This window comes from Cupriavidus numazuensis (genome assembly GCF_905397435.1).
Lineage (GTDB): Bacteria > Pseudomonadota > Gammaproteobacteria > Burkholderiales > Burkholderiaceae > Cupriavidus > Cupriavidus numazuensis.
Map to the genome: position 1 here is coordinate 59,977 of NZ_CAJPVI010000014.1, position 13,966 is coordinate 73,942.

At 65.6% G+C, this 13,966-nt stretch carries 13 protein-coding genes; all 13 read left to right on the top strand.

Annotated elements, in window-relative coordinates:
• The first annotated feature begins 304 nt into the window (after positions 1 to 304).
• The 13 genes from KHO41_RS13090 (at position 305) to KHO41_RS13150 (ending at position 13,915) form a co-directional block, all read left to right on the top strand.
• Positions 305 to 1,225: an alpha/beta hydrolase gene (locus KHO41_RS13090; protein WP_211953707.1), complete on the top strand. Its 921-nt coding sequence runs from the start codon at positions 305 to 307 to the stop codon at positions 1,223 to 1,225.
• A 308-nt stretch (positions 1,226 to 1,533) separates the two neighbouring features.
• On the top strand, positions 1,534 to 2,475 hold the full coding sequence (locus tag KHO41_RS13095) for an NAD(P)-dependent oxidoreductase (protein ID WP_211953708.1): 942 nt from the start codon (positions 1,534 to 1,536) through the stop codon (positions 2,473 to 2,475).
• A 33-nt stretch (positions 2,476 to 2,508) separates the two neighbouring features.
• Positions 2,509 to 3,315: an IclR family transcriptional regulator gene (locus tag KHO41_RS13100; RefSeq protein WP_211953709.1), complete on the top strand. Its 807-nt coding sequence runs from the start codon at positions 2,509 to 2,511 to the stop codon at positions 3,313 to 3,315.
• Positions 3,316 to 3,700: 385 nt separating this feature from the next.
• Positions 3,701 to 4,645 (top strand): alpha/beta hydrolase, encoded by a 945-nt coding sequence (locus KHO41_RS13105; protein ID WP_211953710.1) that lies wholly within the window; start codon positions 3,701 to 3,703, stop codon positions 4,643 to 4,645.
• Positions 4,646 to 4,683: 38 nt separating this feature from the next.
• Complete coding sequence (locus KHO41_RS13110) at positions 4,684 to 6,384, top strand: flavin-containing monooxygenase (protein WP_211953711.1); 1,701 nt, start codon at positions 4,684 to 4,686, stop codon at positions 6,382 to 6,384.
• 14 nt (positions 6,385 to 6,398) lie between these two features.
• The gene (locus KHO41_RS13115) at positions 6,399 to 7,169 is read left to right on the top strand and encodes an SDR family NAD(P)-dependent oxidoreductase (protein ID WP_211953712.1); all 771 of its coding nucleotides are present in this window, start codon (positions 6,399 to 6,401) and stop codon (positions 7,167 to 7,169) included.
• 42 nt (positions 7,170 to 7,211) lie between these two features.
• Positions 7,212 to 8,432, top strand: a complete 1,221-nt coding sequence (locus KHO41_RS13120; protein ID WP_211953713.1) for an ABC transporter substrate-binding protein — start codon at positions 7,212 to 7,214, stop codon at positions 8,430 to 8,432.
• A gap of 7 nt (positions 8,433 to 8,439) precedes the next feature.
• Positions 8,440 to 9,213, top strand: coding sequence for an SDR family oxidoreductase (locus KHO41_RS13125; protein WP_211953714.1), 774 nt, complete (start codon positions 8,440 to 8,442; stop codon positions 9,211 to 9,213).
• A gap of 144 nt (positions 9,214 to 9,357) precedes the next feature.
• The gene (locus tag KHO41_RS13130; RefSeq protein ID WP_211953715.1) at positions 9,358 to 10,212 is read left to right on the top strand and encodes an IclR family transcriptional regulator; all 855 of its coding nucleotides are present in this window, start codon (positions 9,358 to 9,360) and stop codon (positions 10,210 to 10,212) included.
• 368 nt (positions 10,213 to 10,580) lie between these two features.
• Complete coding sequence (locus tag KHO41_RS13135) at positions 10,581 to 11,462, top strand: branched-chain amino acid ABC transporter permease (protein WP_211953716.1); 882 nt, start codon at positions 10,581 to 10,583, stop codon at positions 11,460 to 11,462.
• A 2-nt stretch (positions 11,463 to 11,464) separates the two neighbouring features.
• On the top strand, positions 11,465 to 12,469 hold the full coding sequence (locus KHO41_RS13140) for a branched-chain amino acid ABC transporter permease (RefSeq protein ID WP_211953717.1): 1,005 nt from the start codon (positions 11,465 to 11,467) through the stop codon (positions 12,467 to 12,469).
• A 20-nt stretch (positions 12,470 to 12,489) separates the two neighbouring features.
• Entirely contained in the window at positions 12,490 to 13,224 is a 735-nt protein-coding gene (locus KHO41_RS13145) for an ABC transporter ATP-binding protein (RefSeq protein ID WP_211953718.1), read from the top strand.
• Positions 13,208 to 13,915 (top strand): ATP-binding cassette domain-containing protein, encoded by a 708-nt coding sequence (locus KHO41_RS13150; RefSeq protein WP_211953719.1) that lies wholly within the window; start codon positions 13,208 to 13,210, stop codon positions 13,913 to 13,915. The genes KHO41_RS13145 and KHO41_RS13150 overlap by 17 nt, the downstream gene beginning before the upstream one ends.
• Positions 13,916 to 13,966: the final 51 nt, after the last annotated feature.

The window sequence follows — 13,966 nt, forward strand, 5'->3', positions numbered from 1 at the left end:
GGGACCTGGAACGCGGCAGGCAATATGGCGGCCGGCATGTTCCGTACTCTGGAATCTTTGCCAGGTTGCAACGGTTGCGAGAGATCGCACCGCTCCAGGCCGCTGAATTCGTCTCCACGCTGAAGGGCGAGTCACTGCCGCCTTTCTATTTCAAAGTACGGAAAGCCGGCCAGGGTAGCGATTGCTGAATGCCCGTTCCCACCGTCCAATAGCGTGCAGGCCTTCGCCGTCGACGATGACATGGCGAGGGGGCGGCAGCCTGGCACCAGGAGGCTGTCCGTACGACCATCGGAGTATCACGAGCATGCCCCTCGATTCCCAGATTGCCGACGTATTGCGTGCGCTCGAAGGCGTGCCGCCAATGGAGACCATGCCACTGGACCCCTTGCGCGCCAGCATGGTCTATCCGCCGCCGGACAAGCGTACGCCCGTCGGTGAGGTCACAGAACTGACCATCCCTTGCGCCACGCACACAATCGCCGCCCGGCTGTATCGGCCCGTCGCAGCGCACGGGGGCGGGTTGACTGTCTTCTTCCATGGCGGGGGCTTTGTCATCGGCAGTCTCGAAACCCATGACCATGTGTGTCGCGACTTGTGCGTACACAGCGGCGCGGCGGTGTTGTCGGTCGACTATCGGCTGGCGCCGGAACACAAGTTCCCTGCCGCCACCGACGACTGCCTGCAGGCAGTCCGATGGGCGGCCGAGCATGCCCACGATCTCGGGTTGGATAGCAACCGGCTGGTTCTGGCCGGAGATAGCGCAGGCGGCACACTGGCGGCCGTCACCTCGCTACGGCTGAGCAATGAGGGCGGACCGTCCGTTCGCGGCCAGGTATTGATCTATCCCGTCACGGATTACCACACGCCCCCGACGGTCTCCTACATCGAGAACCAGTCAGGCTATTCGCTGACGCGTGCAGCCATGATCCGGTTCTGGGCCGACTACCTGGAGAGCGAACAGGACGCGGCGCACCCCTACGCATCTCCGCTGCGCGCGGCCGATCTGAAAGGGTTGCCACCGGCGCTGGTACTCAGTGCGGAATATGACCCGTTGCGTGACGAAGGAGAGGCCTATGCCCATCGCCTGCTCGACGCGGGTGTGCCGGTCACCCTGTGGCGCCATCAAGGCCTGATTCATGGCTTTATCCGCATGGCAGCCCTTTCGGAACGGGCACACGCAGCCCTTGCGCAGACGGGCGCGTGGATCAGGCAGGTAATGGGCTGAGGGCCGCTGGGGTCTCTCATTGAATGGCATGACGAAATGCAAAGCAGCAGAATTTCCCTGAGCGCATTGGTCGAACGATGGCTTGGACTCTCCGCCTCGACGCCGAAGCGCATCACGCGCATACGCCAATCGGAAGCCCACAAGGGCTGTGTGCAAGTCAGGGTCATCCGGGACGCCGATGAACTTTCGCTGTTCTGCTTTCGCCATGCGGACGGCTCATGGCGGGTGTTCCCGCCGCACCAGGCCGTCTAGCGCAAGCCGGTAAGGCGTACCGCCGCACCAGTTCCTATCCGACCGGAGTATTCAAAATGACCTATCCCCCACATGTCGGCTTTCTCGGCCTCGGCCAGATGGGTGGCGCCATCGCCGAGCGCCTGCTTGGGCAGCCGTTTCAGCTGCACGTGTACGATCCCGCGCCGGGCGCCATGGACAGGTTTGTCGCCGCTGGCGCGGTCGCGCACGATTCGGCGCGTTCTGTCGGCGATATCGCTCCGGTCGTCTTCGCCTGCTTGCCGAACCGTGAGGTGTCGCACGCCGCGGCGCTGGGCGCGAACGGTGTCGTTCACGGAGAGGCGATCGAACTCTATGCCGACATGTCGACGATCGGGCGCGAAGCCATCGAAGCGCTTGCCGACGGCCTGCACGCGCATGACATCAGGACACTTGACGCACCCGTGACGGGCGGCCCGCCTGTGGCACGCGCCGGGCGGCTGACGATGATCGTGTCCGGTGCGCCGCAAGTCGTCGAGCGGGCGCGCCCGCTGCTTGCGCTGATGGGGCGCGAGATCCATGTGCTGGGTGACCGGCCAGGCATGGCGCAGGTCATGAAGGTCGTGAACAACATCATCATGGGGGCCAACCTCGTCGTCGCGGCCGAGGCCCTGAGCTTCGGCGCGCGGGCGGGACTGGATGCCGACGCCATGCTCGGCGTCCTGCGTGGCGGTACCGGCCAGAGCTTTGCGGCATGCGAGATCCTGCAGCGCGGCATTGCCGGCACCTTCGATTATGGCGCCGCATTGACGATACTGGACAAGGATATGACGCTCGGCCTGGCGGAAGCCCGTTCGCTCGAAGCCGTGATGCCCGCCATTGCGTCGGCGCAGGAATCCTGGCATGCCGCTTACGAAGCCGGATTCGGCAGGGAGGACTTCACAGCGATCCTGAAGTATGTCGAGCAGCGGAACCGGACCCTGGTACGTGCGCGGGCAGGCTGCGCCGATGCCACGCCATGCGAGCAGACTGAAGTCTGATTTCCAAAGGCTACAACGGAGGGGGAGGCCACCATGTCCCAATCCTCGCAGGTCGTCATGACGCTGGAACGCGGGCTTCAGGTATTGCGCGCGTTCCGTGCCGAGCGCGCACCGCTGAGCAACGGCGAATTGGCACGCCGCACGGGGTTGTCCAGGGCCACCGTGTCGCGCCTTACTACCACGCTGCTTCGGCTGGGCTTCATCCGCCGGGTCGCGCAAGGTACGCAGTTTGAACTGGCGCCGGGTGCTCTGGGCATCGGTCATGCCTATCTTGAGACCAATCCCGTCACGCGGCTGGTGCATCCCTACATGCAGCAGGTTGCCGACCGGCTCGACGTTTCCATGGCGCTTGCCGTTCCCAACGACCTCGACATGCTCTACATCGCCTGTCGCACCAGCGCGCGTATCTCGACGCTGCGCCTCGGCGTCGGTTCGCTGCTGCCCATGGGCTCGACTGCGATCGGCCGTGCATACCTATGGGGCCTTCCCCCTGGCCCGCAGGCGCAGTATCTCGCCGCGCTCATGGAGGCGGCGGGGCCGAAGGCGGCTGAGGCCAAGGCCAGCATTGAGGCCGCATTCGAGGACCTGAAGCGGAGCGGAACATGTCTGTCGATGGGGGAGTACCAGCGGAACGCATGGGGTGTGGCGCTGCCCATCCGCGTCGGCCGTGAGGCGACCCTCATGGCGTTGAATTTCGGCGCGGTCGGCCTGAACGTTGACCCGGACAGCATCCGACAAAACCTCGCACCGGCACTGAAAAATGCGGCGACGGAACTGACGGCGCTTCTTCAGGATGTCGATGTCGAGCCGCTGCCGAGCCGCTTTGGGCGAGAGGCGTGACCGCACGCCATCAGATAGCCAGGGGTTTGTGAAACCGGGCAGGCTCTTCCCTCATCCTGCCCGGTCCCTCGCCGATTCGGCAAGAACGCCGTTCCCACACGCCAGAAAGCTGACGTCCTAAGTTCGCGCCGAAGCTAGCGCGGGAGCGCGAGACCGAGGCGCAGCCGCCGGTCCAGCGCCAGCCTGTCCATCCCCTTGCTCCACCGCCTTCGCGGGCGGCAATCACAGCCGCCGCTTGTGATGCCATGCGCGCATTTCATCCGGGCGAGTGGCGTTCAGACAATAGCGTTCACTGTACGGAATGGCCGTCCGGCAACCATTGAAGGGCCTTGCACCGGGACCGTTTAATGGATCTCAGAACGACACCAGACCGGAGACGCCCAACATGACCGTCGATGCCGAGACCCAGGCTTTCATGGCGAAGCTTAGCGCTGCCGCTACCAAGCCCCGCCACCTGATGACGCCGGCGGAAGCCCGCGAGGCGTTCGGGCGGCTGCGCGGCATCCTCGCGCCGGGACCGGAACTGCGCGAGGTGCGCGACCTTGCAATTCCCGTCGAAGGCGGCGCCTTGCCTGTGCGGCTCTACGTGCCGGAAGGGCAACCGCCCGCGCTGCTGGTCTACTTTCACGGCGGCGGCTGGGTGGTCGGCGGCATCGAGGAATTCGATCCGCTGTGCCGCGAACTCGCCTCCGGCGCCGGCATCGCCGTGGCGCTGGTCGAGTATCGCAAGGCGCCCGAACATCCGTTCCCGGGCCCGGTCGAGGACGCCTGGCAGGCTGCGTGCTGGCTGTCGGCCATGCGCAGGGAATTGCTCGGGGCGGAGTTGCCGCTGCTGGTTGGCGGCGACAGCGCCGGGGCCAACCTCGCCATTGCCACCACGCTGCGCGCCCGCGAAAAAGCGGGACCTGCCCTTGCCGGCCAATTGCTGGTGTACCCAGTCACGGATTGCCGTTTCGATCGTGCCTCTTACGTCGATCCCGCCAACCAGCTTCTCACTAACCGCGAGACGATGCAGTGGTACTGGACGCAGTACGCGCATGACGAAGGTTCGCGCGCATCCATGCTGGCATCGCCTTGCCGCGCGCCCGACCTGTCCGGGTTGCCCGAAGCCATCGTGCTGACGGCAGAGCACGACGTGCTCCGCGACGAAGGCGAGGAGTACGCGGGCCGGCTGCGCGACGCCGGCGTGGCCGTCCATCACTGGCGCGCGCCGTCTCAGATGCATGGCTTCCTGATGATGCTCGGCATCCTGCCGGGCAGCAGGGAAGGCTTGCGTTTCGTTTGCGAGCGCCTGCGCGCCGTCGCCGCTGCCGCCTCAGCGGCAGCCTGATTTCCCACCCATTTCGCACTTTTCAAGGAGACAGCCTCATGGGCCAAGACTCGACTATTCTCGACGCCGTGATCGTCGGATCCGGTTTCGCCGGGCTATATGCCATCAAGCGCCTGAGAGACGCAGGCTTTTCCATCCAGGCGTTCGAGGCCGGTGATGGCATCGGCGGCACCTGGTACTGGAACCGTTATCCCGGTGCCCGGGTGGACCTCGAGTGCTGGGACTACTCGTACTCGTTCTCGCCCGAACTGCAGGACGAATGGGACTGGCCGGAGCGCTACCCGACCTCATCGGAACTGATGCGCTACCTGAACCACGTGGCCGACCGCTTCCATCTGCGTGAGTCGATCCAGTTCAATACGAAGGTGACCTCGGCCGTGTTCGACGAGCAGGCCAATCTCTGGAACGTCACGACGTCCTACGGCAAGACGGTGAAGGCGCGCTTCTTCGTGCCCGCAACCGGTGTCCTGTCGGTGCCGAAGCCGCCCGAGATCCCGGGCATCGAGACGTTTGGCGGCCAGACCTACCACACCGGCCGCTGGCCGCACCACGAAGTCGATTTCACCAACAAGCGCGTCGGCGTGATCGGTACAGGCTCGTCCGGTATCCAGGTGATCCAGGCGCTGGCCGGCAAGTGCAAGCACCTCACGGTATTCCAGCGTACCGCGGTCTTCGTGGTGCCGGCCAAGAACCACCCCCTGACTCCGGCGATGCGCGCACGGGTGCGCGCCACTTACGGCGAGCGCCGCGCCATCAGCCGACTCACGCGCTTTGGCATCGCGGTGCCGATGTCATCGGAATCGGCGGTCGAGGCCACTGTCGAGGAACGCCAGAAGAAGTACGAAAACGCCTGGGAGAACAGCCAGCTTCTCGGTTTCCGCATGTGCTACGGCGACATTCTCGCCGACGAGGCCGCCAACGAAACGGTGGCGGAGTTCATCCGCGGCAAGATCCGCGAGATCGTCAAGAAGCCGGATGTTGCGGAGAAGCTGCTGCCGCGCGGTTTCCCGTTCGGCACCAAGCGTCCGTGCCTGGGCGACACCTACTACAGCGTCTACAACCGCGACGATGTCGAGCTGGTTGACCTGCGTGCCACGCCGATCGAGCGCATCGTGCCTGAAGGCGTGGTGACCAGCGACGGGCTGCACGAGTTGGACGTGCTGATCTGCGCAACGGGCTACGACGCGCTGACCGGTGCGCTGACGCAGATCGACGTGCGCGGCCTGGGCGGACGCAAGCTGACCGACAAGTGGTCGGAGGGTGCCAAGACCTATCTCGGCCTGATGACTGCCGGCTTTCCGAACCTGTTCACCGTGACCGGTCCGGGCAGTCCTGGTCCGTTGGCCAATATGTCGATGAGCATTGAGCAGCATGTGGACTGGATTACGCACTGTATGGAACATCTGCGCGATCACAACATCGACCGCATCGAGGCAGGCCAACACGCCGAAGAGGCATGGATGCAGCACGTGCAGGAGATCGTCAGCCGCACGCTGTACCTGAAGGCGAATTCCTGGTACCTGGGCGCCAACGTACCGGGCAAGCCGCAGGTATTCCTGCCATACCTTGGTGGCCATGGAACCTACCGCAAGAAGTGTGACGATGTGGCTGCGGCCGGCTACGAGGGCTTTGTCCTGCGTCATCGGGCGGAGAGCGAGGCTGCCAATGAACCTGTCAACGCAGGCCACGGTGAAGCGGCGCGGTCCGCGGCTGCCGGCATGCTGGGAGGTGGGGCATGAACGGGGCCGCAAGCATGAACGATCGGAAGGGACGACTGGCGGGCAAGGTCGCCTATATCACGGGCGCCGGTGCCGGCATCGGACGCGCGGCGGCCGAACTGTTCGCGAGCGAAGGCGCGACCGTGATTGTCGCGGAGTTCAACGCGGCAGCCGGACGCGCGGTCGTGGAAGCCATCGTGGGCGCCGGCGGCAGCGCGCACTTTGTGCAGACCGATGTGACGAGCGAGGAAAGCGTGCGCGAGTCCATCGCGGCGGCGGTAGAACTAGGCGGCCGCATCGACGTGCTCTACAACAATGCAGGCGGCTCCAGCGGTGCCGACGCGCAGGTGACCGACTGCCCGGCCGACGAATTCTGGCGCGCCGTCAAGGTCGACCTGTTCGGCACGTGGGTGACCTGCAAATATGGCATCGCCGCGATGATGAAGACCGGCGGCGGCTCGGTGATCAACAGCAGTTCCGTTTTCGCGCTGGTGGGTACGCGCAGCAAGGATGCCTATACGGCCGCGAAGGGCGGGGTGTCCGCCATCACGCGGTCCATGGCCGTCGAGTACGCACCGCACGGCATTCGCGTCAACGCCATTGCGCCGGCGGTAACCGTGACCGAGCGGGTGCAGGGCCTGATCGCCTCGCAGCCCGAGGTGATCCGTAACACCAGCGAACGCCAGTTGCTTGGTCTGGTCAAGCCGGCCGAGGTCGCGCGCGCGGCGCTGTATTTCGCATCGGATGACTCCGTGACCACGACGGGACAGATTCTGCCTATCGACGGCGGATTCTCGATTTCCTGACCCGGAAACGGTCGCCAAAACCTACATATCCGGAGGAGACACATGAGAACCATAATGACCGCGGCCCTGTGCGGCCTGTTTGCCACGGCAGTTGCAGCCCAGACCCCCGTGGCCGGCCAGCCCATCCGCATCGCCGGCGCACTCGATCTCAGCGGTGCGGCAGCCGACGTGGGCAAGGACGCGCTCGCCGGCGCCCAGTACGCCGTCGATGAACTCAACAGCAAAGGTGGCGTGCAGGGACGCAAGCTCGAACTCGTGTTTCGTGACAGCGCTAGCAATCCGCAAAAGGGCGTCAGCCAGGCCACGGCGCTGCTGCAGGAAGGCGCCGCAATGCTCCTGTCGCCGCAGTCGTCCGCCGGTGCGCTGGCAGTCAGCAAGGTGGTCGCCGCGAAGATGAAGGTGCCGACCTGCGTGGGTACGTCGATCGCCGACGACATCACGATGAAGGACTTCAACCCCTACGTCTATTCGGTCACCCCGACTTCCTACATGGAAGGCCGTGCACAGGCGGCGCGGTTTGCCAAGCTGCCGTACAAGCGCTATGCGCTGCTGAGCGCCGACTACGCCGGGGGGCGGGCGGGGGTGAACCGGTTCAAGGAGTTCCTGAAGGAACTGAACCCGCAAGTGGAATTCGTGGTCGAGGAGTACCCGAAGTTCGGCGCCACCGATTACACCGCTTCGATCAACAAGATCCTCGCGGCCAAGCCGGATTACGTCTTCTCGATCCTGTTCGGCTCGGATCTGCTCACATTCTCGCGTCAGGCAGGCTCGCTGGGCTTTTTCAAGCAGATCAACAACCGCTTTATCTCGCTCTATGACTTCAACACGCTGAAGGCAATGGGGGGTAGCGCCCCGATCGGAACCGAAGGATGGCAACGCGCCCCGGCCAATCAGTTTCGCAAGGGCGATCCCGAGGCCAAGGCGTTCGTCGATGGTTACAAGGCGAAGACCGGCAGCTACCCGTCGGACTGGACCGTGATGACATACGATTGCGTCACGACGTGGGCGCAGGCCGCGAACCTTGCAAAGTCCACCGATGCGGCGTCGGTGATGCGGGCCATTGAAAGCGGTGAGTTCAACTCGCCGCGTGGCAAGTACCGCTTCGCGAAGTACGACCACCAGGCCGACGTGCCCGTGTACTTCGGCAAAGTGGCGCAGGACAAGGACCTTGGCCAGCCCGTGCTGGCGATCGAAGACACCATCGCCGGCTCGGTGTCGCGGCCGAGCGAGGCCGCGGTGCAAAAGACCCGGCGCACCGAGTGAGTCAGACATGGATCTTGGACTGAAGGGGCGGAAGGTCCTGGTGACCGGCGCCTCCCAGGGTATCGGCGAGGGTCTTGCACGGGCCTTTGCCGAGGAGGGCTGCGATCTGCTGCTGGTGGCGCGCTCGGGCGCGCGCCTGGAAGGCCTGGCCGGTGCCCTGAGGGAACAGCATGGTGTGGCGGTCGATGTGTTCGCCATCGACATGACGGCGCCGGGCGCTATCTCCGAGGTGGCCGCGTTCGGTGCTGATGCCGATGTGCTGGTCAACAACGCCGGCAGCATTCCGGGCGGCAATCTCTGGCAGGTGGACGAGAGCGCGTGGCGCAACGGCTGGGAGCTGAAGGTATTCGGCTACATCCACCTGACGCGGTTGATGTACACGGCGATGAAAGCGCGCGGCGCAGGTGTGATCCTCAACAACATCGGCAACGGCGGCGAGAACTTCGATTTCGACTATATCGCCGGTACCACCGGCAACGCGGCGCTGATGGCCTTCACGCGCGCACTCGGGGGCCGCAGCCTCGACGATGGCATCCGCGTGCTGGGCATCAATCCCGGGCCGGTCGACACGGAGCGCATTCGCAAGGTGCTGAGTGCCCGCGCCGGGGAGACGGGCGATGGCGTCCAGGCCGCGCTGGATCGCATGCCGCTGCGGCGTCCGGCGACGGTCGCCGAGGTCGCTGACCTGTTCGTCTATCTCGCATCCGACCGGTCGCGCTATACCAGCGGGACGATCATCACGGTAGACGGCGGACTTACCTCGCGGCGGACGATCGCATAGGTCCGCCTGGCGAGCAGGGTGGCAAGGGCTGCGGGCTAATCCCCATGTCCCTTGCCAACGCGCATGTCAAAATGGATGGCAAGTCGGCCCGCTGACGGGCACCTGCCGCGACGGTTGCGAGCAGAGAAGAAAACGGAGACTGCCATGCTGCACCCCTTTTCCGTGAGGCCCAAGGGTCACCGCTATCAGTTTCAGGCCAGCAAGACGGGCCCGCGTCCGCCGCGCGAGGACCGCGTGGAAAGCGACGTGATGGTGACGCCGCTCGCACGCGGCCTGGCCGTGCTTGCGGCCTTCAGCAGCAAGCGGGATTGGCTCGGCAATAAGGAGATTGCACTGGAAGCCGGCATTCCCGGTCCGACCGTGTCGCGCCTGCTCCACTCGCTGGTCGAACTCGGCTATGTGCACTATGACGCGGGACGCCGCAAGTACCGGCTGGCGGCACCGGCCCTGACACTTGGATACGCCGCGGTGGCCGAGGGCGAAATACAGGTCGCGGCCCGCACCGACATGCAGAAGTTCGCTGATGCCACCGATTCCTACTTCATGCTCGGCACGCGCGACCGCCTCGACGTGGTCGTGATCGATACCCGCGTGGGCCGCGATGCGAAACTCGCGATCGATATGAGCCCCGGCACGCGCCTGAGCCTCGCCGGTTCGGTAGCGGGCGCTGCGCTGCTGTCGGCGTTGCCCGAACTGGAACGCTGCTACCTGGAGGGCGTGCTGGCGCACAAGGGCGGGGCAGAGTGGCCATCGCAGCGTCGGCGCATGGCCGAGAAGATTTCGCAGATCCGCGACACGGGCTTCGCCACTTCGCTTGGGGAGTGGGTGCCGGAGATATCGTCGGTATCGGTCCCGCTGTGCCTGCCGGAACATCCTCCCTGGGTGCTGTCCTGCATCGGGCTGACTACCCAGTTGACGAGGCCGCGCGTGGAGCGCGAGATCGGTCCGCGCCTGGTGGCGATGGCGCAATCGCTGCGCGAGCGACTGCTGGCCGACTGAAAGCATCGGAACAACAAGAGACTGGCAAGAGGCGGAACACAAGATGGCGGGGCACGGCGGCAGCTGTGTCCCGCCATCTCGTTAACGACCACCGTAGTTCACCGCGCGTGCGGTCGAGCAGGTCGACGCCGCCCGCCGCCGGGCATCCCCGCATGTCTGCCACGCTTGCGCCGATCCGGCTGGAATGCGGATGGCGAGACCGCCGACACAATGCCTGTTCCAAAGTACGGAAGGTCCGCGCCCCACGCATTGTCGGCGCGATGGCCCCGCTCCTACCCTGCCTTCACAACATCCACGCCCGCGCGGGCAAGTGGAGACGAACGTGCGGCAATCAGGCCCGACGCAAGCGTTGGGCAAGGAGGAGACGGATGGACTGGCAACTTGTGGGTGCCCAGGTGCTGGCGGGGATCGCCAACGGCGGGCTGTATTTTCTTGTCGCGTCAGGGCTCACGCTGTTGTGGGGCGCCCTGGGCGTGATCAACCTTGCGCACGGCTCGTACTTCATGCTTGCGGCGTTCGGCACTGCCGCATGCATCCAGCAGTGGGGTGCCGAAGCCGGCTTCCTGGCCGCGTGTGTTGCCATTCCGGCGTTGACGGCCGCAGCAGGCGCCGGGCTGGAGATATCGCTTTTTCGGCGCGTCTACCATTCGGGCATGTGGGGCCAGTTGCTGCTGTCTTTCGGACTGCTGCTGGCGCTGAACAACATCACCCGCCTGGTGTTCGGCACGCAGCCCATGTCCATGGCGCCGCCGCGCCAGCTCGCCGGCTTCGTCGAGCTGGGCGCCTTCAGAATGGCCAGCTACCAGATCGCCGTGCTGGCGGTGACGGCGGCAGTGGCCTGCTACCTGCGGCTGCTGCTTGGCCGCAGCCGCACCGGCCGGCTTATCCGTGCCGCGGTGGACGATCCGCAAATGCTGGAAGCGGTAGGCGTGGACGTGCGGCGCCTGCGCACCACCGTGATGGCCATTGCCGCGCTGCTCGCCGGGATTGCCGGCGCCATTGCCGTGCCGCGCGGAGCGATCAACACCGGAATCGATGTGCAGATCGTGCTGATCGGCTTCGCCGTGGTGGTGGTGGGCGGCCTCGGCTCGGTCTGGGGCGGCCTGGCTGCCGCCATGCTGATCGGCGTGGCCGAGACGGTTTCCACGCTGTTCGTTGACCAGGGCGGCGAGGTCGTTATCTTCGCCGTCATGGTGCTCGTACTGCTGTTCAAGCCCACGGGCTTCCGCACTATCGCGGGGAGGGAGTAGCCATGCAGGATTTCGATTGGAAAAGGGTTCGGGCGTTGCTGGCCGTCGGCGCGGTGTTCTGCGCGCTCCCGTTCGCCATGCCCGCAGCGATGCTGCCCGAACTGACGCGCATCGTGGTGCTGGCCGGGGCGGCGATGACGCTCAACGTGCTGGTGGGCGCGACAGGCCTGATTTCGATGGGCCAGGGGTTGTTCTATGGGCTGGGCGCTTACGCGGTGGCCATCGGCACGATCAAGCTCGGCATGCCCTACTGGCAGTCCGCCCTGATCGCGCTGGTTATTGCCGTGCCGCTGTCGGTACTGGTCGGCTACATCTCGTTGCGGGCGAAGCACCTGTTCTTCGGGCTGCTCACGCTTGCCATCGGCCAGGTCGCCTTCGTGATCGTGGCGCGCAGCTACAGCCTCACCGGCGGAGACGACGGGCTCGTCGGCGTCACCATCCCGGTATGGCTGGAGTCCGGCCTCGCGCGCCATGTCTTCGCGGTTGCCGTGTTGGTGGTGGCCGGCCTGTTCCTGCTGCGAATGCTGGCGTCGCCGTTCGGCGCCATGCTGGGCGCTGTGCGCGACAACGCCGACCGGGTTGCCTCGCTCGGGGGGAATCCCCGGTTGTTCGAAATCGCGGCCATGGTGATCGCCGGCACGCTCGGCACGGTCTTCGGCATCCTGTCGGCGACCACCGAAGGCAATGTCGATCCGGGGATGTTCTCGTGGAGCATGAGCGCGATGCTGCTGATGATGGTGGCGCTGGGCGGACGATCGCTGTTCCTCGGCCCCATCCTTGGCACCGTGGTGCTCGAACTGTCGCGCTCGCTCATCCAGATCTACTCGCCGGATGCGGATCTCATGGTCGGGGTGCTGGTCATCGCCTGCGCCGTGCTGTTTCCCGAAGGGCTCGCGCCGCCCGTCGCCGCGCGTCTGAGCCGGCTGGCGCGCCGTCGCGGCGGCTCAGCCGTACCCGGCTCAGCCGTACCCCTTACCACCCGTGACACGAGCGAGGGCCACCAATGAACGCCATCCGACAACCCGTCGTGAGTACTTCCAACGTCGCGAAGTCCTTCGGCGGCTTCACCGCAGTCGGTGGCGTCTCGCTCGACATCTACGACTCCGAGGCCGTTGCCATCATTGGTCCGAATGGCGCCGGCAAGAGCACGTTCTTCGACCTGCTGACGGGCCGCAAGATTCCCGACAGCGGCGAAGTGCGGCTGTTTGGCGAGCCGGTGACCGACTTGCCTCCGTGGCAGCGCGTCAGGCGCGGTCTCGGTCGCTCATTCCAGATCAGCAGCGTGTTCCGCAATGCGACGGTGCTGGAGAACGTGCAGATCGGGCTGATGCTGGCCCGCGGGCGCGCGTGGAACATGTTCGGCCGCGCGTCGGCCATGCTGAGGCAGGAGGCTGGCGCGGCGCTGGAGCAGGTCGGCCTGCAGGCCAAGCGTGACATGCTGGCTGGCGACCTGTCATACGGCGACCAGCGCACGCTGGAACTCGCCGTGGCGCTGTCGACGAAACCGCGCGTGCTGCTGTTGGACGAACCCACGGCGGGCATGGGCCGCGAGGAGTCCCGTAAATGCCTGGAGCTGATCCGCGCGATCGCTGCCAGCGAGCGCATCCCCATCGTGTTCGTCGAGCACGACATGGACGTGGTCTTCTCGTTCGCGACACGCGTGGTCGTGCTGGCGGCGGGCAAGGTGCTGATCGACGCAGAGCCGCAGGCCGTGCGCTCGGATTCCCGTGTGAAGGAGGCCTATTTTGGCGAAGACATCTGACGAAGTGCTGGCGGTCATGGCAATGGACGCGGGCTACGGCCACGTCAAGGTAATCCGCGATGCGAACCTGTCCGTGCGCGCCGGCGAAGTGGTGGGACTGGTGGGCCGCAATGGCGCCGGCAAGACCACTTTTATCAATGCGGTCTCGGGCCTGGTGAAGGCGAGCGCCGGCGCCGTTGTGGTGAACGGCCACGACGTGGCGGGTATGGCTGCCCACAAGCGCGTGGCGGCTGGGCTCGCCATCGTGCCGAGCGGCGGCCGCCTGTTCCGGTCGCTGACTGTCGAGGAAAACCTGTCCATTGGCGTCAAGGGCGCTACCGCATCGCAACTGGAATCGGTCTACGCGCTGTTCCCCGAGATGCGCGCGTTCCGGGCGCGCTACGCCGGCAAGCTGTCGGGCGGCGAGCGGCAGATGGTAGCGATCAGCCGGGCGCTGCTGCTGCAACCGCGCCTGCTGCTGCTCGATGAACCGAGCGAAGGCCTCGCGCCCATCGTGGTGCTGCGACTGGCGGAGGTAATCAAATCACTCTGCTTGCGCGGCATCGGCATCCTGCTGGCAGAACAGAACGTGAAGTTCACGGACCTCGTATGCGACCGCTGGTACGGCATCGAGAAAGGCGACATCGCGCCCGTGGATGCCGCGCTGGGCCAGGGCGGCGGACGGGTGGTGCGGGTGGCGGCGGCACACTGAACGATGATCGTGCATCCGAAGCGCTTCGCCCGGACATGCCGCGCAGCATCC